This is a genomic window from Epilithonimonas sp. 33E (assembly GCF_059372615.1).
Genome location: NZ_CM182009.1, coordinates 745,369 through 768,319, shown reverse-complemented (window position 1 = coordinate 768,319; position 22,951 = coordinate 745,369). Strand labels below are relative to the sequence as shown.

Below are 22,951 nucleotides of genomic sequence, written 5' to 3'. Positions count from 1 at the left end.
TTTAACATTAAATAAAAAATGAAAAAAATACTTTTGGGAATTGCTCTTTCTGTAGCTGTTTTACAGGGATGCAAGAAAGACAATAATGATGATGAAGAAGTTGTACAGCTTACTGTAGAAGAGCAAAAAGATTATGACGATGCTGCGGCTCTGGATTTTCTGAATACACATTACCTTAACAGCAAAGGAGTCATCACTGCTTTTGATGACACTACTGACACTGACAATAATGAAAAAAAACTGGCAGATTATAACTATGTCAAGTTACCATCTGGTGTAATTTATATTGTAAGACCTGGTGCACAACCTGACCCGGGGAAAGAAATGGCAACTGATGACATCATTAGTTTTTTCAATGTTACAAAAACTTACACCGCTTCCAAGGTTAATGATAAATTTGTTTTCAACAATGAAATTACTTTTGTTAATAATGTTACAAATACCGGTGTTCCAAGTGTAGATCCTGCTTATTACTATGTAAAATCATCTGTAATAAAAAACTATAACGATACCAACAAAACAAATATAGGCAGAGATTTCTTCGAAATCGAAGGACTGAAAGAAGCATTAAAGTTCTTCAAATCTTATGACAATCTGGACGTAGCTTCAGATTATAATATGCAGGGCGTGATTATTGTTCCGTCCAGAGCAGCTTATGCAAGAGATAACTCGATTTACGGAACGGTATATGCCAACAGAAGTTTTGTTTTCAATTTTCAGCTTTATAATACTAAGACAAGAGTTAAACCCGGGGAAGATTAACCCTCAATATCATACAAAACAAAAAAGCGTGGTTCAAATTTGAATCACGCTTTTTTATTTGATATAGCTTCGTTTTAAACCTTGGCCAGAAAATCCTCAAATTGAGTTTCTTTAACAGAAACATTTCCGTCTTCCTGGATTTTATCCAGGATTATATGTTCTATCTGATTAATTGATTTTTCATCAAAAGGTTTTGAAACTCTGACATAGTTTTCCGTGAAGCCATACATCATTCCGTTTTTGTTTTCATGTTCCCAAAGAACCGGAAGCTTTTTGCCTAACTGGGTTCTGTAGAATTCCATTTTCTTTTTTTCGGAAAGGATTCTGAGCATTTTATTTCTTTTCTTTCTTTCAGAGATCGGGACTGCACCTTGCATATCAGCAGCCTCGGTATTTTCTCTTTCGGAATAAGTGAAAACGTGGAGATAGCTTATTGGCAAATCATTCAGGAAATTATATGTTTCCATAAACAATTCTTCAGTTTCCCCGGGAAATCCGACAATCACATCAACGCCAATCGCCGCATCTGGCATCACTTCACGGATTTTATTAACCCGATTATAATAAAGCTTCGTTAAATAACGGCGTTTCATTTTTTTCAGTAATTCATCACTTCCCGATTGAAGTGGAATATGAAAATGCGGGACAAAACTTCTGCTTTTGGAAACCAAATCGATGCTTTCGTCTTTCAAAAGATTAGGTTCAATGGAGGAAATTCTGATTCTTTCGATGCCTTCTACTTTGTCCAGTTCGGAAATCAGATCAAGAAAAGTGTGTTCGTGTTTTTTGTTCCCAAATTCTCCCTTTCCATAATCTCCGATATTAACACCTGTCAAAACGATTTCTTTGATATCTTTTGCCGCAATTTCTTTTGCATTATTAATCACATTCTCGATGGTGTCGGAGCGGGAAATCCCTCTGGCCAAAGGAATGGTGCAATAGGTACATTTGTAATCACAACCGTCCTGAACCTTCAGGAAAGCTCTCGTTCTATCGCCAATAGAATAAGACCCAACAAAGAAATCTGTTTCGTCAATCTCACAGGAATGGATCTGAGCATAACTTTCCGACTTTTCTAAATCATCCAGATAACTCAGAATATTGAATTTTTCTTTAGCACCCAAAACCAGGTCAACACCTTCAATCCCGGAAATCTCTTCCGGTTTCAGCTGTGCATAGCAGCCGATAACTGCAACCAAACCTTCGGGATTAGCTTTCGCAGCACGCTTCACGTGGAGCTTACATTCTTTATCCGCATTTTCGGTTACAGAACAGGTGTTGATAATATAAACCTGTGCCGGCTCATCAAAATTAACTTTCTGATAACCCGCATCCGTCAATTGTCTTGCAATAGTAGAAGTTTCTGCAAAGTTCAGCTTGCAGCCAAGTGTGTGAAAAGCAACGGTTTTCGGTTGTGAAATAACATCTGACATAAGGCTGCAAAGTTATTAATAAAATTGCAACCCTTCCAAATAATGAACTTAGCACAAAAAAATCCGGACTTACCGGATTCTGTTATTTAGATTTCTTTTGTTTCGGAACTTTGAGTCCTTCTTCTTTTGCTTCGGAAATACCGATAGCAATGGCCTGTTTCCTGCTTGTGACTTTGTCACCTGAGCCGGATTTCAGTTTTCCTTCTTTGAATTCTTTCATGACTTTGCCCACTTTTTCCTGGGCTTTATCGGAATATTTTTTAGTCGCCATTTTTTTAATTTTTTGATTTTGGAACTTCTACAGCCAGTTCATAGACTTTGGCATGCATCAGATATTTTGACCTTTCTCGTGAAGTCACATTTTCAACTTCGCCTTTGTATAGAACAATAACCGCATCTTCTTTAATTAGAGGATCCGAATCCGAAAAATATTTCTCGTCCGGACTTTTCTCCGTCACTTCATTCTGTCTTTCTTTCAGTTTGTCAGCAATTTCCTGAAAACCCTCATCCGAAGAATGTAATATCTTGTAATCCGGTCCTGCGAAAGCTTTATAATATTTATTCTCTGCAATAAGATTCTGAGAATTATCTTCAACCGGGTTATCGTTTCCGTCCAAAAAACCAACTTCGACTAATCTTCCATTCCTTTCATCTGCAAATTTCTTCGCTTCGCCAACAGAATTAAAACCTGTGTAAAGATTGGTATTTTCAAATTCGTATTTTGTAAGTCTTTCTACAATATTTTCTGATTCCATAATTTATTTTTTGTAATTAACATTTACTTGAAATCAACTTAATGGTGTCTTACACCTTTATGATGATAATTGGCATTTTTAAAGTGCTGGCTTCCTGGGGTAGCCTTAGTTTGATTCTGGTATGTATCAATATGATGATTTGCCTGCGAAAGAAGTTCCGGCGTTTCAAAATGAAGTTGCTTACCATTTTTGAAAATCTCACCTTGAGAATTCCTGTACATCTCGTTCTCTTTGTAAGAATTTCCATCCGGAGCTGTAAAAAGCTTTTCCTTGTTTCTTTTATTTCTGATGATTTGACCTGCTAAAATTAAAGTTCCGCCTGCAAGAAAACCTAAAACTACTTTTACACTGTTTTTCATATCTTTCATTTTTAAGAATTGAAAAACAAAATTGTTGCCAAATAGAATTTTAAAATTTTAAGAAGTTTCAAATTAATTCGAAAACTTTAGTGACATAAGTGACATTTTGTCAATGCTGATTATACCAAATTGATAATCAATAACAAAATCAACAATAATTCTGTTAATTTTAGTACAATTCAAACATTTAATTTACTATTTGGACCAGATTTTTATTAATGTATTTTTAAAATTGGTTAAACTTCGTTAAAACTGTAACACTAATTTTTTAGTTCATACTAATTTAGCATTAAATTTGTCTAACAGAAATCAAAAAAAGAAAAGAATATTAAAATGAAGAATACATTAAAAAAACTAATGCCATTTGCATTGACCGGTGTTATTTCCGGTGCAACGGTTTTCGGAGCGAGTCAATATTTCAGTTCAGAAAACAATGGAGAAGATTTCTCTTATTTTACAAAAGCTTCTAAAAATTCTGCATTTGCCGGAATGAGTTCTGCAGTTGGAGACGACTTCGTTAAGGCTTCTAAAACCACGGTTCCTGCGGTTGTAACAATCAAAAATTATCAGGACAGAGCAACTCAAAGAATGCCTGACAATGATATGTTTGATTTTTTCTTCGGACCTGGCAACAGTCCTTTTGGTGGTGGTCAACAAAGGCAACAACAGCAACCCCCTAAGAATATGCCCTCCGGATTAGGTTCAGGAGTCATTATCTCACCAGATGGTTACATTATTTCCAATAATCATGTCGTTGCTGGTGCTAATAAACTGGAAGTGGTTCTAAGTAATAAAAAATCTTATATCGCAACATTAATAGGAACAGATCCCAACACGGATATTTCCCTTTTAAAAATCGAAGAAAAAGGTCTGCCTTACCTCAACTTTGCCAACTCTGATATGGTAGAAGTAGGACAATGGGTTTTAGCGGTAGGTAATCCGCTTGGGCTTAATTCTACGGTTACAGCAGGAATTGTTTCTGCAAAAGGCAGAAGTATTGATATCCTGAGCCAGCAATCCAGAACACCAATCGAAAGCTTTATCCAGACGGATGCTGCGATCAACCCAGGAAACAGTGGTGGTGCTTTGGTCAATGTCAACGGAGATCTGATCGGGATCAATACAGCAATCCAGTCCAAAACAGGCTACTACGAAGGTTATGGGTTTGCAGTTCCTTCCAACTTAGCAAGAAAAATTGTTGAGGATATCAAGAAATTCGGATTGGTACAAAGAGGTTTCCTCGGAATCGGAAGCTTAGATCTGTCTAATGATATGCAGGTTGCAGCTTATAACCAAAAAAACAAAGCTAACTTAAAAGTTGGTGACGGTGTTTATGTGACTGAAGTCACAGGAAAAAGTGGTGCCGAAGATGCAGGAATCAAAACAGGTGATATTGTAACTAAAATTGATAATACAGATATCAGCAGCTTTGCAGACCTATCTTTCGCAATCGGAAGTAGAAGACCTGGTGATAAAGTGTCCGTAACTTATACCAGAAACGGGAAACCAAACACAGTAACTGTTACTCTGAAAGACCAGAAAGGCGGAACTTCTTCAAGAAGTAAAGAAGACCTGACTGTTACTGAAAAGATCGGTTCGGAATTCGAGCCACTGAGCGACAGAGTGAAAACCGATTATGGTCTGGAAAGCGGTGTTATCGCTAAAAATGTGATAGAAGGCAGCGAAATGGATAAAATTGGTGTAGTGGATAATTACATCGTAATGGAGATCAATGGAAAACCTGTTAATTCTCAAAAAGATGTCGAAAAAATATTGAACGGATATAAAGGTAATGTCCAGGTAAAATATGTAGACAGCTACGGCAGAATTACCACGAGAGGTTTTAAAATGCCTTAATTCTCCAAAACATAAAAACAAAAACCCAACCTGTTGAATGGTTGGGTTTTTTATATGGATTTTTTCTAACTTTGGTTGATATCAATGGTATGAAAAAAATAAGATGCATCGTAATAGAAGATCAGGAAATCGACAGATTGATGTTACAACATCTCATCAAGCAACATGGTATCCTGGAACTTGTTGCTGCAGTTGATTCTGCTGAAAACGCAAAACCCTTTCTTGATGATTCAATAGATCTGCTTTTTCTTGATATTGATTTACCGGAAATGTCAGGAATAGAAATCAGAAAATCTTATCAAAAAATTCCTGCCTGCATTTTCATAAGCTCGCACCCGGAATATGCCATTGAAACGTTTGAGCTCGACACACTGGACTTCATTTCAAAACCTTTAAAAAAAGAACGTTTTGATTATTCTATCAATAAGTTATTGGATTTTTTCAGTATGAAAGAAAAGTCTGAATATTTCGATATTCTTACCGGTTCTCAATTTTTAAAAATAAAAGAAGGCCATAATGTTGTACAGATAAAAATTTCTGATATCATCTATCTGGAGGCATTGAAAGATTATACAAGGCTGATCACTACACAAAAAAAACATTGCGTTTTATCATCAATCGGTCAGATTTTAAAAGACGACCATTTTTCAAATTTTGTCAGGATCCATAAAAGCTACGCCGTTCCAAAACATCTTATTACCAGAAAAAACAGTTACGAAGTTGTTATCAATAGTAATATCAATCTACCAATCGGCAGAGCTTACAAAGAAAATCTAAGCTTTTTTGAATCTTAAAATGACTTGAGTCTCGCCCATCAATTGATTGCTTTTAACTTCGATATTACATCGGATTGATTTACAAAGATCACGAATCACATGTAACCCCAAACCTTTTTTGATGCCTATACTTGTATGATCTTCGTATAAAGCTCTGAATTTTTCAAGATTTGCGCCGCCTCCGTTATCGGAGATCTCAATAAAGCTTTCATTATTCTCTTCCCAGGCTTTACAAATAATATGAGCGTCAGGTTTTCCCTGTACTACTTTTACACTATTATTGATCAAATTTCGAATGATGGTTTTCAAATATTCTTTGTCAGTAAAAACCCACATATTTTCTGAGAAGTTAAAGGAAATCCGAATGTCATTGACCCAAACAAATTCTTTTTTAACATCGGAAAATATCTCTTCTATCTTATAATTTCTGAACGACGGCTCAAAATTTTCCATCTGTCCTTTGCTCCAAAGCAAAAGGTCTTCCATCTGTTCCAGAAGCTGCTCGGTTGCTCTTGTAGTTTGTGTCTCGAGCCGGTCTTTGGTTTCTTCGTCCATCATTTCGGGTGCTTCTTTCCGAAGATGGAGAAAATTAATCAAGGAAATAACAGGACTCCGTAGGTCATGATTCAGAATTCCAAAAAACTGCATTTTGGTTTTATTAGCTTTATCCAATTCTGAATTAAGTAACATTAATTTCTGATTGATTCTCTTTCTGTTCCGACTCTGATAATAAAGTAACCCTCCAATAATAGCAATAGCAACTAAACCTGAAATCAGATAAATTCGTTGTTTTTTAGAATTTTTGATTGTCAATTCATGGATAGTATTTTCATTCAATAATGATTTGATTTCCTGCTGTTTACTTTTATTTTGAAATTTTGCTTCAGCATTAGCAAGACTTTGCTTCCCAGATTCTATAGAAAGAGAATCATTGGTTTGACTGTAAGCTTTGTAATATTGATAGGCCTTGTGCCATTGTTTTTGAGCGGCGTAACTTTCAGATAACTTTTTATTGATCTCTGCAAAAAAACGTTTGTCATAGATGTAAGCAAAGTTCAACGCTTTATTAAGGATTTTAATCGCTTCCGCGTATTTTCCTTGTCCAACCAATACTTTTCCTTTGGCTGTATTGGCTTCCATCAGGATCTCTTCATCGTTAGATTTTTTGGCGAAAAGCAAGGCCTTATCAGCGTAGTCATCTGCGAGTTCCAATCTGTTTTTCTCAAGATAAAACTCAGACATATTCCGGTTTGCATAGCTTACATTAAGGAAAAGCATCTGGTTGTGCTGTCCGATTTCATATAACTCTAAATAGTATTTTTTCGCTAAATCGATATTCCCCAAATGGGTGTAAGCCTCGATATAAGTATTGTATAAAAAAGCAATTCCATCTGACCTATCTTTGAGATAAGAGCTAGCATAATTTGTGTATTCTATAGCCTTTTCATATTGTTTCATATCATTATAAGCATCGGCAATCTGTAGATATGAGATGCCAATATTATTTCTGGTCTCTTTTTTCTTTTTATCCAGCAACAAATAATCAATAGCTTTCAGCTTATAATTAATGAAATTTTCAAACTCAGATCTATCCAGATAATATTCTCCGATACTCCCTAAAAGTGTGGCTTTTAAGTTCTTAGCTTTAACCGTGTCGACAATCTTTTTGACATAATTGATGAGTTCCTCTCCTTTCTTGTATTCTTTTATAGAATAATACATATAATTGAGCCTCATCAATGCTAAAACTTCTTGCTCCAAATATTTATTTTGTGCGAGTTGCAGTGATTTTTCAAAGTAGACTGTTGCTTTTTCGTATTGGTTATTGGTATATTCATAACCATAGCCTTTGTAGAAATAGAATTTTGACAAGTATTTTTTATTATTCTCTGAAAGCGCAATTCCGATATCTGCTTCTTTGATTAATAAAGGATAATTTTCAGTTTCTGTTAATGAATTACAGTAAGCATCCCAGGCTTTGATCTTTTGATCATTGGTTTTATACTGCAAAAGATCAGGTTGTTTCTGTGAGAATAGAAACAATACCAAATTCAACATTATGAAAACCCATATTTTCCTCACCGATAAGACTTTATAATATCTTATTAAAGCTACAATTATTTTTTAATAAATGTCATTGGTCTATTAAAATTGTCGTTTATCTATTTCATCTTTTCATCAGTACATTCTCATTTTACCTTTGGAATAGAAAAATTCACTCTATGAAAAATAAAATATTAATTCGCTTTTTAATTCTGCTCATTGCACCGACTGGATTATTAAAAGCACAAAAAACAATTGCTTCGACGGGGATTACTGCTATTGGAAGCGGTGGCAGTTCATCCTATACCGTCGGACAGATAGATTACCGGCAAAAAGGAGCTAATGCCGAGGTAATGGAGGGTGTTCAGCATGCTTATGAAATCATAACGTTAGCTGTAGAAGATTTGAACAACAAAGAGCGAAATATACTCTTATATCCCAATCCTGTGAAAGATTTTTTATGGATTGAATTCAGTAATAAAAATTATCAAAATTCAAATTATACCCTATTTGACTCACAAGGGAAACTGATCAAAAAAGGAAACCTGAATCAACAAAAATCTGAGCTGGATTTCTCATTGTTACCCTCTTCTGTTTATATCATCAGGGTTTTCCAGAACGATCAAACTATCAAAACATTTAAAATCATCAAAAAATAATATTTATGAAAAAAATTGTATTAATTGCAGCCTTTGCCTTAGGAACTTACATGGTTTCTGCTCAGGCTCCGGAAAAAATGAGCTATCAGGCTATTATCAGAAATAATTCCGGACAACTTTTAACCAATCAAAATGTTGCCGTAAGAATAAGTGTATTACAAGGTTCAGCAGGAGGAACAGCTGTTTACTCAGAAAGAATAACAGGAACGACAAACGCTAATGGTCTTGTTAGTCTAGAAATAGGATCCGGAACAATTTTAAGTGGAACATTCAACACCATCAATTGGGGTGGAAATTCTTATTATCTCAAAACCGAAACCGATCCCGCCGGCGGAACCAATTATACTATTACGGGCACAAGTCAATTATTAAGCGTTCCTTATGCTTTATACGCAAAATCCTCCGGTGGCGGAGGCGGTGTGACATTGCCATATACGAACACTCTAACCAATGCTTCTGATCTTTTTACATTGGCTAACAATGGTGATGGTAGTTCTATTGTCGGGCAAAATTCTACCACTACATCCAGTATTTCCGCAATAAGAGGAGAAGTAACCAATACAGCTCCTGGTGGATTTTCTTCAGCAGTCAGAGGTATCAATAATGGAACCGGCGGATTAGGAATTGGAGTTTGGGGCTCACAGGCAGGTTCTGGTTGGGGCGTGTATGGGGTTACACCAAGCGGGTTAGGAGTTTATGGTAATTCTTCAGCAGCAGGAACTGGAGTTTACGCCAATAGTAATTCCGGGACTGGTCTTACAGCAACCAGCGTGAACGGAAATCCGGCCAGTATTGCTGTTTTCAATAATGCTAACAACAACAATGCTTTGAATGCATCTACTGTTGGTAATGGAAATGTAATCAACGCCTCATCAACAGGCAACGGAACAGCAATACAATCCAGCAGTACTGGAGGTTCAGGAATTGATGCCGCTACTGCTGCACAAACTGCAGCGGGTGTTATTGGCCGTAATAACGGTGCGGGTGAGGCTGTTGTAGGTCTAACAAATAGTGATATTGCTGGCGCCGTTGTAGGACGGAATGACGGTGGAGGTTATGGTGTGCGAGGATTTGTTGCTACTAATACTTCTGGCAACGCAATTGGAGTTTACGGACAAGTTGGGATTAATGGTAGTACTGGTAGAGCGGGACGTTTTGAAAATACCAATACTTCTAATGATAAAAACACATTCGAAGTAGAGTCTAACAGTCTAGGAAACATTCCTGATAATACATTAGGAAATGTATCATCTTTTCTTTCAAATAATACGAATAGTGTAAGTGCAGCTGTCAGAGGGGAAGTTAAAACCATTTTCGGAAACTTTGGTGCAGCCGGTATTTTTGGAGTATCTTCAGGAACTGGAGGATTTGGAGGATTGTTCTACGCGTCCAATACTAATGGAAATGGCAGAGCCCTCACTGCGATCACAGATGGAAACGGCGATGCTTTTCTAGCTAATGCAGGAAAAAATGGTGACGCTGTAGAAGCCAATGTTGATGGCACTGGGCGAGCTATTTATGGTTGGGTACCTTCTTTCAGTGGTGGAAAGGCGGCAGAATTTAAAAATTTCAATACATCCAATAATAATACAGTAGTTACATCAACTAATACAGGTAATGGTAATGCGGGAGACTTTATTGTAGATAATACGAATGGAACTTCTGCCGGAGTCATGGGTGTGGTTAATTCTAAATTTGCAAACTTTGGAACTGCTGGCGTATATGGTCGTGCAGACGGAACAGGAGCTACCGCAGGGTTATTTTATATTTCAAATACAACCAATCCAAGACCTGCATTAATTGCACTCACAGATGGAACCGGAGAAGGAATTATTGCCAATGCCAATGACGGAAATGCTGTTGAAGCTACCACTGATGGTTCAGGAACGGCAATTTATGGTTGGGTACCAAATTTTGGAACCGGAAAGGCAGGAAATTTTAGAAATTTTAATACATCTAACGGTAATCCTACTGTTACAATAACAAATGCAGGAACAGGAAGTGATCTCTTGGTCAATCATACCGGAGCTTCTGGGAATCTCGCCGTTTTCCAGACTTCGGGCTCAAATATGGCGCGTATCAATATGGCAGGAAGAGGTTTTTTCAATGGTGGAACACAAAATTCCGGGGCAGATGTTGCAGAAGCTTTTGATGTAGAAGGAAATATCTCTCAATATGAAGCTGGAGACATATTAGTAATTTCACAAGACTCCGACAGAACTGTCGAAAAGTCATCCCAACCATATTCTAATCTGGTGGCTGGTGTTTATGCTACAAAGCCGGGTGTCCTTTTAACTGAGGAAAGTGTCGACACCGATATTTCTGGAAAAGTTCCAATGGGTGTCATCGGAGTAATTCCTACAAAAGTTTGCTTAGAAGGAGGTACAATCAAAAGAGGAGATCTATTGGTAACCTCATCTATTGCAGGCGTTGCAATGAAAGCCGATCCGAAAAAATTACAAATCGGGCAAGTTTTGGGTAAAGCGCTTCAGGATTATGATTCGCAGTCTATCGGAAAAATCAAAGTATTAATAAGTATTAAATAAAAATTAAGCAAAATGAAAACATTATACATCACAATTCTAATATTAGCAGGAAGCACATTAACTTTTGCACAGCAAAACAAGCAGGAGGAAAAGCAAGGCGATATACAGGAAACTTTAGGCAAATTTGCCCAGATGAATGAATCTCAAAAAGCAACGAAATCCGATTCTAATGGAAAATTAGCCTCTCAACAAGGGCTTGATCAAAAAAAACAAAATTCAAATTCTGTATCGAAAGCCACTCCCGGTAAACTGCTATCAAATACTGCCAGTACAGAAGAGATGCTTGCAAGTATACCAAACAGAAAAAAAATAATAACTAATATCTCAAAAGTAAGTAATAGCCAAGGTTTGCCAAACACAGCTACCCTGGAAGAATTCAAAAAAACAATTCCCAAAAACTAACTATATAATTGAAAAAGAAGACTTATCGAAATTTGGTAAGTCTTTTTTATTTATTTTAAAATTCATTCTGAATGTAGGAACAAAGTAATATTTTTGCAATCTAAATTGTTCCAGTGAAATTCCTCAACTATTACATCAACACTTTCAAAGGCCTTTCCAGAGAAGCATGGATGCTGTCCATTGTGATGCTCATCAACCGTTCCGGATCAATGGTATTGCCGTTTTTGGGTGTTTATATGACAGACCATTTGAAGTTTTCTTTGGAACATGCGGGAATCGTTTTAAGCTTTTATGGCATTGGTTCTGTTGCCGGATCGTGGTTGGGCGGATTTTTGACGGATAAATTCGGGGAATATTATATCCAGACCTGGAGCTTGTTTCTCAGTGCGCCTATATTCCTCATCATTCCTTTTTTTCCGAGTGTTGAGATGATGGCTGTCCTGATATTTCTTCAAAGTACGATCAGTGATACCTTCCGGCCGGCTAACTCTGTGGCGATTACCAAATACGCAAGACCTGAAAACCTTACGAAAGCTTTTTCATTGAACAGAATGGCCATCAATCTTGGGTTCTCTATTGGCCCGGCTTTGGGTGGAATCCTTTCCGGGATATCCTATAATTTTCTTTTCGTTGTGAACTTCTGTGGAGCTATGATTGCAGGAATTATCTACGTTATCTTTTTCCGAAAGCGGAATAAAATCTTCCGGGAGAAAAAAAAATCTGGAACTGCTGAAGTCATTAAAGAAACAGGAAAATCCCCTTACAAGGATTATCCGTTTTTGGTTTACAGCTTTTTGTGTACTGTGTTTGCGATCTGTTTTTTCCAGTTTTTCAATACAATCCCGCTATTTTATAAAGATGTTGCCAAGCTGAGCCAGAGCACGATTGGGTTCATCCTGGGTTACAGCGGTTTCATCATTGTATTGCTGGAAATGCCTTTGGTAAGCATTGCTGAAAGGACAATGAGGATTCCGCAGATTCTGTTTGCCGGTGTTTTTCTGTCCGGGTTATCTTACCTGATGATGGTATTCGGGAGTAATATCTCCTGGCTGATTGTGGCGATGACCGTTTTGTGTGTTGGAGAGATCTGGGCGCTTCCGTTTATGTCAACCGTTACGGCGCTGCGTTCGGAAGGTGGTAACAAGGGTGCTTATATGGGACTGAATGGGATTGCTTTTTCGTTTTCGTTTATCATTACACCGTTTTTGGGAACTTATGTGGTGAGCCGATTCGGATTTGACAGTTTGTGGTATGGTTCTTTTGCGGTTCTGGCTTTGTCAGCTATTCTTCTTTATATTGTTGTGAAGAAAATGCTTCCGAACAGATAATGATTGTTTAGTTTTTTTTCGTTTGGAATATCATTATTAGGTCACTCCTACGGAGCTGGGATTCTGTTGGTTTTTGTTATTCTATTAACAGAGCCATCCTATGGAGCTGATTCGAAGACTTTGTCAACTGTAGTTGTAAGAATATTGTTTGCAGTAACGAAAATATTGTCTAAGGATGGAAGAATATTCAGTCGCAAGACAAGAATATACTTTTACATCATAATAATATTCAATCACATTGCAAAAATGTAACTTCACATCACGAGAATATCTCTTTACAATGCCAGAATATCCAGTTACAATGGAAGAATATATTATCACATCGTAAAAATATCCGACAACATCGCGAGAATATCCGGCAACATCATGAGAATATCCGGCAGCATCGTGAGAATATTAAATTACGTCTTGACTTTTTAGATTTTATTTGATCGATGTGGCATTTGGTCGGATTGTGCACAGGCTGATGCGTTCTCCGTAATTAATTACTTCACAAATCAATAAAAAAACTATTTTTGTTCCACTCAAATCTGAACAATGAATCCGGGAACAGTTTTATTATTATTCGTTTTTGCCTATTTTATCGGGCTTTTGGTCATCTCTTATTTTACGAGTCGTAACTCCGACAACCAGTCTTTTTTTATCGGCAATAAGAAAAGTAAATGGTGGCTGGTGGCGTTTGGGATGATCGGGACGTCGCTTTCCGGCGTGACTTTTATTTCGGTTCCGGGAACGGTCGGGAAGTTTTTGGGAGGCGAAAATCCATACGGCGGCTTTGAATATTATATGATGGTGATCGGGTTTTTCATCGGCTACTTCATTGTTGCTGGCATTCTGCTCCCACTCTATTACCGGATGAATCTGACCTCGATCTATACCTATCTGGGGAAACGGTTCAATGTGGAGGCGCATAAAATCGGTTCTGTATTTTTCATTATTTCGAGAGCGATCGGAGCGACTGCGCGATTGTATCTGGTGGTGAATATTCTTCAGATTTTCTTACTTGAAAGTCTGGGCGTTCCGTTTTGGGTAACGGCTTTTGTACTGCTTCTGATGATTCTGCTTTACACGTTTGAAGGTGGTGTGAAGACGATTGTGATTACGGATACTTTGCAGACGTCATTTATGATTATCAGTCTTTTTGCGTGCATTGTTTATATCTTATCCAATCTTAACCTGTCTTTTGGAGAAGCTTTCACGATTCTGGAGCAGAAGCAGTACACGCATTTTATCAATACGGATATTAATTCCAAAACATTTTTCCTGAAAACGATTCTGGGCGGGATGTTCATCACGATTGCGATGACGGGTCTGGACCAGGAAATGATGCAGAAAAATATCTCTGTGGACAACCTGAAAAACTCGAAAAAGAATATGCTGACGTTTGCCGGAACGCTGCTTTTTGTGAATCTGGCGTTCCTGTTTTTAGGCGGTCTGCTTTATCTTTTTGCAATGCAGCACGGTGCAGATTACGGACAAATCTCGACGATGGTGGATGGAAAAGAAGTGGTTACGAATACTTTTGGTTTCAAAGATTCTGCTGGTCAAATCAAAAATATAATGGGTGACGATCTATTTCCTGCGTTGTCTCTGAATCATTTTCCAATGGCACTTTCTGTGATTTTCATCATCGGTTTGATTTCGGCGCTGTTTCCTTCTGCTGACGGGGCTTTGACAGCCGTTACGAGTTCTTATTGTGTGGACTTGCTAAACCTGAACGAAGACCAGAAAAAAACCGAGAAACAAAAGAAACGTTTGAGAATGAAAGTTCATTTGACTTTTACAGTGATTTTCTTTGTCTTGATAATGGTTTTCAAAGCGTTGAATGATAAGTCAATTGTTTACCTGATAATGGAAATAGCGGGTTATACTTATGGGCCGCTGTTGGGACTGTTTGCTTTCGGTATTTTGACGAAATATCAAATCACAAAGAAATATTCGATTTTGGCGGTGACGATTTTGGCGCCTGTAGTGACTTATCTGATCAATTATCTGGTAACGAATAACACGGATTACAGAATTGGTGTGGAGCTGATTATCCTGAATGGATTTTTTACGTTTGTTGGGTTGTGGATGGTTAGGTCTAACAACTTTGAAAGTAGAGCCGAAATTCAATAATTAAAATTACTATTAAAATTATTATGAAAAAAAATATCATTCTCTTTAGTTTACTCTTAATTTCAATCATAAACTTTGGACAAACAACGTCAGTATTAATTCCTGGAACAAAATATTCAATTATTCCTCCTGAAGGGTTTGCACTTTCTACCAGTTTTTCTGGATTCCAAAATAATGAAACTGGTGCTTCAATAATGATTATGGATATTCCAACTTCTTATTCCTCGCTTTTACAAGGGTTTACAAAAGACGCCTTAAAAACCAAGGGAATGGACTTATTATCCAAAGAAAATGTTAAGTATAAGAACTCTGATGCAATGCTTTTTAAAATTAGCCAAAAAGCAAATGGAATTAATTATCTAAAGCAAGTTTTATTATTTGGTGATAAAAAAATAACTGTTATGGTTAATGGTATTTATCCTGAACAATCAAAGGATAGTGAGAATGAAATAAAAAAATCATTGTTTACTATTGAACGAAATGAACAATTAGTTGAAAAGCCTTTGAAATCAGTAAATTTTTCAATTAATGTTGATGGAACAGATTATAAACTTGTAAAATCCTTGGCTGGGTCTTTACTATATAGTGAAGATGATAAAATTCCGACGGATAAAGGTTTAATAGGAGTTTCATATTCTTTAGGACATAAAGTAAATTCTGACTACAAACAGTTTTCTGTTGAGAGATTAAAAAAATTACCTGACGCAAGTAACTCAATAATCAAAACAATTGATAAGGTTTCCATTTCTGATATGGAAGGTTATGAAATTGTTGCTGAAGATAACAGTAAACAACTGATTTATTTAGTTATGTTATTTACTCCAACTAATGAGTATTATTTAATTGTTGGACAAGCAAAAGACGACAAAGAAAAAAATCTAGATGTTTATAAAAAAGTTGCGCGGACATTTAAATTAAAATAATTGTATTAAGGCATATACCAATGAAAACCCACACAACCAATTACGCCAACACCCTCATAGAAATCGCAGAAGATTCTCCGGTTTCTGCATCGGTAATTCCGGTTGTGAAAAATGATAAAAAGACGATTGCCCATTATCAATACGAGAAACTTTCCAAACATCCTTTGAAATATACTTCCGACGAATTGCTGTTCGAGATTTTTGCGGAACGAAATGATATTTCGCCCTCAGAATTGGAGGAAGAAAAACAAAAGTTTTTCTCCAAAGGACAAGCTTGTTTGCGCACGTCGCCATTGACCAAGAAAAATGGATTCGGTATTTTTCATAATGAGGATTCGAAAGTCAGTTTGATTCCTGCTGAGTCGGAGGAATATCAGCAACTGTTGAAAGATGATGCTGTGAAAAAGGTTAAGGCGATGAAGTCTAAAAGGTAATTTGTTTGGAGGGCTTCGAGAGCCTGGCCTGACATTATATAAAGCCTTGATTCCGCTCAGCCTGGCATCGATTAACGTTTAATATTAGAAGTGTCACACTGAGCGGAGTCGAAGTGTCTTTTTTTAAATTATCAAATGAATTACAATTTTGAAATCCATTCTAATGGCGAAATCTCGCAATTGTTCCTGAAAAATCAATGTTCAAATTTTCTTTCGGCTTCAGAGTTTATCAGAAATTTACCTTACCGAAGAAACCTAAACAAAGATAATCTTGCGACAGTTTTCATTGATGAATGTGGAACTTGCAGTACGAAACACGCCATTCTGAAAACGTTAGCAGAAGAAAATAATCAGACAGATTTTAAATTGATTCTCGGAATTTTCAAGATGAACGGAAACAATACGCCTAAAATCAAATCGGTTTTAGAAACGTATAATCTTGATTACATTCCGGAAGCGCATAATTATCTGAAATTCAAAAATCAGATTCTGGATTTCACAAAAAAGAATTCGTCAGAAAATGATTTTATTGACGATCTTATGGAGGAAATCGAAATCGAACCTCATCAAATCAACCAATTCAAAATCGAATTTCATAAAAATTATCTCAGTAACTGGCTTGCGAAAAATCCTCAAATCCAATATTCCCTGGAAGAATTATGGCAAGTCCGCGAACAATGTATTGAAGCCTTGAGTTAGATTCTATGAATCATCCGCAATGTATTAATCAATCTGCAAGGCACCATTATTGTTGCAGAAAAGCTTTATTATTGCTTTATGAAAAAGTTTTTCGCCCTCACATTCTTTATTATTTCAGTTCTTTTATTAAGTCAGGAAAAACGTCCGGTTCCGGATATTATGCTGACAAATTATCAATATCCTTATCCAGTTCAATTCATTGATTTCAAAAGTCAAAATCAGGATTTGAAGATGGCGTATATGGACATCAAACCGGAAAAAGCCAATGGGAAAACGGTTATTCTGCTTCACGGCAAAAACTTCAATGGTGCTTATTGGAAAACAACGATTCAGGCATTGACCAAAGAAGGATTTCGGGTCGTTGTTCCTGACCAGATTGGATTCGGCAAATCGTCCAAACCGACGGAGTATCAATTCACTTTTCAGCAATTGGCTCAAAATACGAAAGCAGTTTTGGATGAATTGAAAATCGATAAAATCTATCTTCTCGGACATTCGATGGGCGGAATGCTGGCAACAAGATTTGCATTGATGTATCCTGAAATGGTGGAGAAATTAATCCTTGAAAACCCAATCGGTTTGGAAGATTGGAAATTGGTTGCGCCTTATACTTCTATCGATAAAAATTACGAAACCGAACTGAAAGCCGATTACGAATCTGCCAAAAAATATCAAAGTAATTTCTACTACGACAACCAATGGAAACCCGAATATGACGAATGGGTTTATCTTTTGACAGGCTGGACCAAATCACCGGATTATCCAAAAGTCGCTCTTGTGAACGCCAAAACTTCTGACATGATCTTCACGCAACCTGTGGTTTATGAATTTCAAAACCTGAATGTCCCTACGCTGTTAATCATCGGAACAAGAGACCGAACAGCGATTGGAAAAGCCAATGTGAAAGATAAAAAAGTGGCTGACTCAATGGGAAGATACGACTTGTTAGGCAAAGCTACGCAACAGAAAATAAAAGGCTCCAAACTGGTGGAACTGGACAATGTAGGACATCTGCCACACATCGAGGTTTTTGACCGATTCATCCAACCGTTAAAAGAATTTTTAAAATAATGAGCGACATTTCTTTAAACTCCGAGTCTCAACTTTCCAAATTTCAGGTTCTCGGAATGGCTGTCGTTGCGGGGATTTGCGTTTCCAATATCTATTACGCACAGCCGATTCTGCATCAGATTGCAGAGACATTCAAAGTTTCCGAAAGTAAAATGGGCATTATGGTTGGTTTGGGACAAGTCGGTTATGGCGCAGGATTATTGACTTTGGTTCCGCTAGGCGATAAAGTTAATCGTAAAAAACTGATCCTGATTTTGCTGGCTATATTATTCTGTATTCTTGCAGGAATCGGAATTGTTTCCAATTATTATTTCATCTTTTTATTCAGTTTATTGCTTGGTTTGACTGCCGTTGCAGCGCAGGTTATTTTGCCAATGGCCGCCGAATTATCGGGCAATGAAAAAGGAAAAAATGTCGGGATTATTTTCACCGGAATTCTTGTCGGGATATTAATGGCAAGAGTTTTCAGCGGTTACATTGCCGAATGGAGCAATTGGAAAATGGTGTATTATATTTCGGCTGGATTCACAATTTTGTCATTAGCTTTCGTTTATTTCAAATTACCTAGTGTCAAACCAAACTTCAGCGATTCCTATTTTAAATTGCTTTCATCCTCATTTTATCAGTTAAAAAGATTTCCACAACTGAGATTATTAGCGTTGATGGGTGGAATTGCATTTTCTATTTTTTGTTCATTCTGGACGACTTTGACATTTCTTTTAGTCGAAAAACCTTACCAATACAGTTCTGACACCATCGGACTTTTCGGAATGCTGGGAATTGCAGGCGCACTAGTTGCACCAATGATTGGAAAAGCGTCTGATAAAGGCGGTTCCGGCAAAACACAGCTGATTGCAAGTATTATTTTGTTGGCGGGCTCAGTTATTATCTTTCTTTTTCCAAATTATTTGATATCAATTATTTTAGCTGTTATTTTTATCGATGTTGGTGTTCAATCCATTCAGGTGACAAACGTTGCATTGATTTACAGATTAGACCAAAAAGCGAACAGCCGAATCAACACCATTTATATGACTTCCTATTTTGCTGGCGGTGCTATCGGAACATTTATCGGTTTGAAGTGCTGGGAACTCGGTGGCTGGCATTATGTCGGGTTACAATTGGTCATCTTTAGTTTAATCGTATTTTTGATGAATATCTTCAAAACATTTAAATCAAAATCAAATCAATAATAAAGAATATTATGAAAATCTCATTGACAGTATTAGCAGTATTGTTAGGCATCCAGACCGGAATAGCTCAGCAATTAAAATCCGTGGCTTATAAAGACGGAAACCAAAAACTGAATGGATTAGTAACTTCCAATGCAGGAAAAAAACTTCCCGGAGTTTTGATTTTACCAGCCTGGAAAGGCATCGACAATGAAGCAAAAAATGCTGCAATCGAATTAGAAAAGCAAGGTTATATTGCGTTTGTGGCCGACATCTATGGCGAAGGAAACATTCCTGCTGACAACGCTGCAGCTGCAAAAATCGCAGGACAATACAAGCAGGATTACAAAGCTTATCAGCAAAGGATTTCTGTTGCTTTGGAAGAATTGAAAAAACAAGGTGCAAATCCTGAAAGAATTGCGGTCATTGGTTATTGTTTCGGAGGAACAGGTGCTTTGGAAACGGCCAGAGCTGGGTTTCCAGTAGCTGGCGTTGTCTCTATCCACGGCGGATTGGCAAAAGCAAACGATCGAGTAAACGTCCCTATAAAAACCAAAGTTTTGGTAGAAAATCCTGCCGAAGACGAAAGTGTAAAGCCTGAAGATATGACCAATCTGATTGCTGAACTTAAAAACGGAAAAACGGATTTTCAAATCATCACTTACGCCAATTCAAAACACACATTCACCAGTCCGGAATCTGCGGATTATAATGAAGTAATGGCAAAACGCGCCTGGAATCACACTTTGACTTTTTTGAAAGAAATTTTGAAATAGAAATCAGATATTAGAAAGACAGCCTTTGAGCTGTCTTTTTTTATTTTTTGATCAATAAAGAAACAATGTCCTGAATTACTTTTTGCGAAACAAAATGCATAAAATCCAGCCGTTCCAAATGTGGCAGAAATAACTTAGAAGTTACTTCTTCATTTCCGATTCTAATCGTATAAAAAACCGTTCCGACATCTTTTCCATCTTCGCCTTTTGATGGGCCAGCAACGCCAGTTGTAGAAACTGCAATATTGGTTTTGAATAAATCCTGACAACCGATTGCCATTTCAGAAGCAACTTGTTCACTTACGACCGTGAATTCTTCAACCGTTTTGGGATTGACATTCAAAATGTCGATTTTCTTTTGGGTGGCATAAGTCACAACACTTCCCAGAAAGTAATTAGAACTTCCGGAAACCGACGTTATCAAATGAGCTAATTCTCCGCCTGTGCAACTTTCCGCAACGGAAATTGTCAGTTGTTTATCCGTTAATAATTCGCCAAGGATTTTTTCGATTTTATCTTCCTGTGTAGCAATGATATTTTCTTCGATTAAAGGAAACAGCTTTGTGATTTCGTTTTCCAGTTCTGCATTCAGCAATTCCTGAGAAGTTCCGGAAGCTGTCAATCTCAATTTCACTCTTGTTCCAACTGGCAGGTAAGATAAGCTGATGTGTTTTGGTAAAGCCAATTCCCATTCTTCAATGGTTTCTGACAAGATACTTTCCGGAATATCCACCACAGAAACAATTCTGGTTACGATATGTTCAAGCGATAATTTTTCTTTCAGGAAAGGAATAATCTGGTCTTTAACCAAAGGTTTTACCTCGTAGGGAACACCCGGCAAACTGAAGCAATAAGTTCCATTTTTCTCCAAAACCATACAAGGTGCCGTTCCGAAATAGTTGAGAAAAATCTTTGCTTTGAACAAAACCATTGCCTGGTCTTTGTTATGTTCCAGAATCCAGAGCCGTTTTCTTTTTTCGAGGTAAACCCTTAGATGTTCATATATTTCGTCAGAGAAAATCATTTCATCTTCGAAGAAATTGGCGTAAGCTTTTTTGGTAATATCGTCTTTCGTTGGTCCCAATCCGCCGGTTGTAAAAACCACGTCAGCCATTTCAAAAGCCATTCCTAAAGTGGAAATAATCGCCTGCTCCTCGTCCGGAATTGTAAAAATAGAAAGCACTTTTATTCCAATTTCTTTGAGCTGCGTTGCAATAAAATTGGAGTTGGTATCAACGGTATTTCCCGATAGGATTTCGTCGCCGATAGTAATCAGAACTGCTGTTTTCATAGAGACAAATCTCGGAAATAATTCTATTACTTAAGTCAAAATAAAAAGTTTTTGTTAAACCACAAAAGTAACAAAAGCTTTTGTCAACCTTTACTTTCTTTTGTTTCTTTTGTGGTTAAGAATTAATTATCTTTGGTTAAAATTGGGAAATGAAATCGTCTTTCTGGAACAACTACAGCAACATTATTCTGCTTCTCATCGGGATTTTCATCGGGAGTCTTGTTGGGATTTTCGCTCCTGGCTTCGTGACTTATCTGAAACCTATTGGCGACATTTTCTTGAATTTGCTGTTCGTAACGGTAATTCCATTGGTGTTTTTTGCGATTGTTTCAGCCATTTCCGGCATCGAACAACAAAATCAACTGGGCAAAATCATCGGAACAATGGCTTTGACTTTTTTAAGTTTCATTTTGATTTCGGCCACGTTTTGTATCATAATGGTCTATTTTTTTCCAACCGAAACTCCGAAAAACATCAGCGAAACTATATCAGAAAATCTCCAGAATAATGCCAATATCAATGACCAGATCGTAGGATTCTTCACGGTCAGCGAGTTTTATCACTTGTTTTCCCGACAAAATATGCTTGCTTTGCTGGTCTTCTCTTTTCTAGTCGGGATATCTATCAGGAAGTCAGGAGAAAAAGGGAAATTGTTCCAGAACTTCATCTTTTCCGGTAACGAAGTGATGAAACAGCTTTTGTTATTGATAATGAAAGTTGCCCCAATTGGATTAGGTGCTTATTTCGCTTACCAGGTTGGCACCATCGGACCGCAACTTTTCGGGTTTTACGCCAAACCTTTGGGGTTGTATTATATTGCCGGAACGATTTATTTCATCGTATTTTTCAGTCTTTATGCTTTCATTTGGAAAGGAGGAAATGGTGTGAAAGCCTTTTGGAAAGAAAGTCTTTTGCCCACTGCAACCGCTATTAGTACTTGTAGCAGTCTCGCAACAATGCCTGTCGCGATCGAGGCTGCCAAAAGAATGGGGATTCCTGCATCTATCGCTAATGTCGTCATTCCGATTGGAACAACCATTCACAAAAATGGTTCTTCCATTTCATCAATTATCAAGATTTATGTCGCATTTCAATTGCTTGGTTGGAACTTCTTTGAACCAATGAACCTGATAATGGCTTTGGGAATCACAGTTTTCGTAAGCGCCGTCGCTGGCGGAATCCCGAATGGCGGTTACATCGGGGAAATGCTGATGATTTCGGTTTACAAAATCCCACCCGATGTTGTCCCCGCAGTTATTATCATCGGAACTTTGGTGGATCCTTTGGCGACCGTTCTCAACTCGGTTGGGAATATTTTGGCGAGTATGATTGTCTCCAAATTTGTTAAAACGGAAGTTGTTTAAATTTTTTTAGGAGCTTTATCCCGCTGTCCACTATATCTTTTTTGTTTTCACAACATTTGTCATTTGATTGAAGCGAGAAACAAGAAAACAAAAAAGGATGCCGTTCCCATCGGGGCTAGTTAGCAATTCGCTGGATTTTTTTGATGTCGTTGCTTCGCACCTTGGAATTAGTTTTTCTACCAA

The 22,951-nt window shown here is 37.3% G+C and carries 21 protein-coding genes; 15 read left to right on the top strand and 6 right to left on the bottom strand.

Features of this window, described 5'->3' with window-relative positions:
* The first annotated feature begins 18 nt into the window (after positions 1-18).
* Complete coding sequence (locus tag AC5P2S_RS03670; protein WP_283416412.1) at positions 19-762, top strand: hypothetical protein; 744 nt, start codon at positions 19-21, stop codon at positions 760-762.
* Positions 763-836: 74 nt separating this feature from the next.
* Here the strand turns inward: AC5P2S_RS03670 and mtaB are convergent, their stop codons facing one another.
* From mtaB to AC5P2S_RS03650, 4 genes are all read right to left on the bottom strand, one after another.
* Entirely contained in the window at positions 837-2,195 is a 1,359-nt protein-coding gene (mtaB, locus tag AC5P2S_RS03665; protein ID WP_494556264.1) for a tRNA (N(6)-L-threonylcarbamoyladenosine(37)-C(2))-methylthiotransferase MtaB, read from the bottom strand.
* 82 nt (positions 2,196-2,277) lie between these two features.
* Complete coding sequence (locus AC5P2S_RS03660; protein ID WP_283416410.1) at positions 2,278-2,466, bottom strand: DUF6496 domain-containing protein; 189 nt, start codon at positions 2,464-2,466, stop codon at positions 2,278-2,280.
* A 4-nt stretch (positions 2,467-2,470) separates the two neighbouring features.
* On the bottom strand, positions 2,471-2,950 hold the full coding sequence (locus tag AC5P2S_RS03655) for a hypothetical protein (RefSeq protein WP_283416409.1): 480 nt from the start codon (positions 2,948-2,950) through the stop codon (positions 2,471-2,473).
* Between the two features lie 38 nt (positions 2,951-2,988).
* Entirely contained in the window at positions 2,989-3,309 is a 321-nt protein-coding gene (locus tag AC5P2S_RS03650) for a hypothetical protein (protein WP_494556263.1), read from the bottom strand.
* A 333-nt stretch (positions 3,310-3,642) separates the two neighbouring features.
* Between AC5P2S_RS03650 and AC5P2S_RS03645 the strand changes: the two genes are divergently transcribed.
* Both AC5P2S_RS03645 and AC5P2S_RS03640 read left to right on the top strand, forming a co-directional pair.
* On the top strand, positions 3,643-5,166 hold the full coding sequence (locus AC5P2S_RS03645; protein WP_494556262.1) for a trypsin-like peptidase domain-containing protein: 1,524 nt from the start codon (positions 3,643-3,645) through the stop codon (positions 5,164-5,166).
* A gap of 89 nt (positions 5,167-5,255) precedes the next feature.
* Positions 5,256-5,960, top strand: coding sequence for a LytR/AlgR family response regulator transcription factor (locus tag AC5P2S_RS03640; protein ID WP_494556261.1), 705 nt, complete (start codon positions 5,256-5,258; stop codon positions 5,958-5,960).
* Here AC5P2S_RS03640 and AC5P2S_RS03635 read toward each other — a convergent pair.
* Positions 5,940-8,000 (bottom strand): tetratricopeptide repeat-containing sensor histidine kinase, encoded by a 2,061-nt coding sequence (locus AC5P2S_RS03635; RefSeq protein WP_494556260.1) that lies wholly within the window; start codon positions 7,998-8,000, stop codon positions 5,940-5,942. The two genes, AC5P2S_RS03640 and AC5P2S_RS03635, sit on opposite strands and share 21 nt — an antisense overlap.
* Positions 8,001-8,164: 164 nt before the next feature.
* On the opposite strand from AC5P2S_RS03635, the gene AC5P2S_RS03630 reads away from it, so the two are divergent.
* The 11 genes from AC5P2S_RS03630 to AC5P2S_RS03580 all read left to right on the top strand — a co-directional run bounded on the left by AC5P2S_RS03630 (position 8,165) and on the right by AC5P2S_RS03580 (position 20,113).
* The gene (locus AC5P2S_RS03630) at positions 8,165-8,644 is read left to right on the top strand and encodes a T9SS type A sorting domain-containing protein (protein ID WP_494556259.1); all 480 of its coding nucleotides are present in this window, start codon (positions 8,165-8,167) and stop codon (positions 8,642-8,644) included.
* A gap of 5 nt (positions 8,645-8,649) precedes the next feature.
* Positions 8,650-11,190 carry a beta strand repeat-containing protein gene (locus AC5P2S_RS03625; RefSeq protein WP_494556258.1) on the top strand — a complete coding sequence of 847 codons (2,541 nt, stop codon included), beginning with the start codon at positions 8,650-8,652 and terminating at the stop codon, positions 11,188-11,190.
* 12 nt (positions 11,191-11,202) lie between these two features.
* Positions 11,203-11,592, top strand: coding sequence for a hypothetical protein (locus AC5P2S_RS03620; RefSeq protein ID WP_283416402.1), 390 nt, complete (start codon positions 11,203-11,205; stop codon positions 11,590-11,592).
* A 170-nt stretch (positions 11,593-11,762) separates the two neighbouring features.
* The gene (locus tag AC5P2S_RS03615) at positions 11,763-12,920 is read left to right on the top strand and encodes an MFS transporter (protein WP_494557000.1); all 1,158 of its coding nucleotides are present in this window, start codon (positions 11,763-11,765) and stop codon (positions 12,918-12,920) included.
* Positions 12,921-13,457: 537 nt separating this feature from the next.
* Entirely contained in the window at positions 13,458-15,038 is a 1,581-nt protein-coding gene (locus AC5P2S_RS03610; RefSeq protein ID WP_494556257.1) for a sodium:solute symporter, read from the top strand.
* A 23-nt stretch (positions 15,039-15,061) separates the two neighbouring features.
* A complete protein-coding gene (locus tag AC5P2S_RS03605; RefSeq protein ID WP_494556256.1) occupies positions 15,062-15,961 on the top strand; it encodes a hypothetical protein in 900 nt (299 codons plus the stop codon).
* A 20-nt stretch (positions 15,962-15,981) separates the two neighbouring features.
* Positions 15,982-16,395 carry a DUF6157 family protein gene (locus AC5P2S_RS03600; RefSeq protein ID WP_494556255.1) on the top strand — a complete coding sequence of 138 codons (414 nt, stop codon included), beginning with the start codon at positions 15,982-15,984 and terminating at the stop codon, positions 16,393-16,395.
* 135 nt (positions 16,396-16,530) lie between these two features.
* The gene (locus AC5P2S_RS03595) at positions 16,531-17,094 is read left to right on the top strand and encodes a hypothetical protein (RefSeq protein ID WP_494556254.1); all 564 of its coding nucleotides are present in this window, start codon (positions 16,531-16,533) and stop codon (positions 17,092-17,094) included.
* 78 nt (positions 17,095-17,172) lie between these two features.
* Entirely contained in the window at positions 17,173-18,165 is a 993-nt protein-coding gene (locus tag AC5P2S_RS03590) for an alpha/beta fold hydrolase (RefSeq protein WP_494556253.1), read from the top strand.
* Complete coding sequence (locus AC5P2S_RS03585; RefSeq protein WP_494556252.1) at positions 18,165-19,358, top strand: MFS transporter; 1,194 nt, start codon at positions 18,165-18,167, stop codon at positions 19,356-19,358. Before AC5P2S_RS03590 ends, AC5P2S_RS03585 begins: the two co-directional genes overlap by 1 nt.
* 11 nt (positions 19,359-19,369) lie before the next feature.
* Complete coding sequence (locus AC5P2S_RS03580) at positions 19,370-20,113, top strand: dienelactone hydrolase family protein (RefSeq protein WP_494556251.1); 744 nt, start codon at positions 19,370-19,372, stop codon at positions 20,111-20,113.
* Between the two features lie 40 nt (positions 20,114-20,153).
* Here AC5P2S_RS03580 and AC5P2S_RS03575 read toward each other — a convergent pair whose 3' ends face one another.
* Complete coding sequence (locus AC5P2S_RS03575; RefSeq protein WP_494556250.1) at positions 20,154-21,404, bottom strand: CinA family nicotinamide mononucleotide deamidase-related protein; 1,251 nt, start codon at positions 21,402-21,404, stop codon at positions 20,154-20,156.
* A 149-nt stretch (positions 21,405-21,553) separates the two neighbouring features.
* Between AC5P2S_RS03575 and AC5P2S_RS03570 the strand changes: the two genes are divergently transcribed.
* On the top strand, positions 21,554-22,768 hold the full coding sequence (locus AC5P2S_RS03570) for a dicarboxylate/amino acid:cation symporter (RefSeq protein ID WP_494556249.1): 1,215 nt from the start codon (positions 21,554-21,556) through the stop codon (positions 22,766-22,768).
* Positions 22,769-22,951: the final 183 nt, after the last annotated feature.

Coding starts and splice junctions, on each gene's coding strand:
- AC5P2S_RS03615 (WP_494557000.1), top strand. CDS start 11,763: ATGCTGTCCATTGTGATGCTCATCAACCGTTCCGGATCAATGGTATTG.
- AC5P2S_RS03575 (WP_494556250.1), bottom strand. CDS start 21,404: ATGAAAACAGCAGTTCTGATTACTATCGGCGACGAAATCCTATCGGGA.
- AC5P2S_RS03600 (WP_494556255.1), top strand. CDS start 15,982: ATGAAAACCCACACAACCAATTACGCCAACACCCTCATAGAAATCGCA.
- AC5P2S_RS03605 (WP_494556256.1), top strand. CDS start 15,062: ATGAAAAAAAATATCATTCTCTTTAGTTTACTCTTAATTTCAATCATA.
- AC5P2S_RS03590 (WP_494556253.1), top strand. CDS start 17,173: ATGAAAAAGTTTTTCGCCCTCACATTCTTTATTATTTCAGTTCTTTTA.
- AC5P2S_RS03585 (WP_494556252.1), top strand. CDS start 18,165: ATGAGCGACATTTCTTTAAACTCCGAGTCTCAACTTTCCAAATTTCAG.
- AC5P2S_RS03625 (WP_494556258.1), top strand. CDS start 8,650: ATGAAAAAAATTGTATTAATTGCAGCCTTTGCCTTAGGAACTTACATG.
- AC5P2S_RS03620 (WP_283416402.1), top strand. CDS start 11,203: ATGAAAACATTATACATCACAATTCTAATATTAGCAGGAAGCACATTA.
- AC5P2S_RS03670 (WP_283416412.1), top strand. CDS start 19: ATGAAAAAAATACTTTTGGGAATTGCTCTTTCTGTAGCTGTTTTACAG.
- AC5P2S_RS03610 (WP_494556257.1), top strand. CDS start 13,458: ATGAATCCGGGAACAGTTTTATTATTATTCGTTTTTGCCTATTTTATC.
- mtaB (WP_494556264.1), bottom strand. CDS start 2,195: ATGTCAGATGTTATTTCACAACCGAAAACCGTTGCTTTTCACACACTT.
- AC5P2S_RS03655 (WP_283416409.1), bottom strand. CDS start 2,950: ATGGAATCAGAAAATATTGTAGAAAGACTTACAAAATACGAATTTGAA.
- AC5P2S_RS03640 (WP_494556261.1), top strand. CDS start 5,256: ATGAAAAAAATAAGATGCATCGTAATAGAAGATCAGGAAATCGACAGA.
- AC5P2S_RS03635 (WP_494556260.1), bottom strand. CDS start 8,000: ATGTTGAATTTGGTATTGTTTCTATTCTCACAGAAACAACCTGATCTT.
- AC5P2S_RS03630 (WP_494556259.1), top strand. CDS start 8,165: ATGAAAAATAAAATATTAATTCGCTTTTTAATTCTGCTCATTGCACCG.
- AC5P2S_RS03660 (WP_283416410.1), bottom strand. CDS start 2,466: ATGGCGACTAAAAAATATTCCGATAAAGCCCAGGAAAAAGTGGGCAAA.
- AC5P2S_RS03595 (WP_494556254.1), top strand. CDS start 16,531: ATGAATTACAATTTTGAAATCCATTCTAATGGCGAAATCTCGCAATTG.
- AC5P2S_RS03570 (WP_494556249.1), top strand. CDS start 21,554: ATGAAATCGTCTTTCTGGAACAACTACAGCAACATTATTCTGCTTCTC.
- AC5P2S_RS03580 (WP_494556251.1), top strand. CDS start 19,370: ATGAAAATCTCATTGACAGTATTAGCAGTATTGTTAGGCATCCAGACC.
- AC5P2S_RS03650 (WP_494556263.1), bottom strand. CDS start 3,309: ATGAAAAACAGTGTAAAAGTAGTTTTAGGTTTTCTTGCAGGCGGAACT.
- AC5P2S_RS03645 (WP_494556262.1), top strand. CDS start 3,643: ATGAAGAATACATTAAAAAAACTAATGCCATTTGCATTGACCGGTGTT.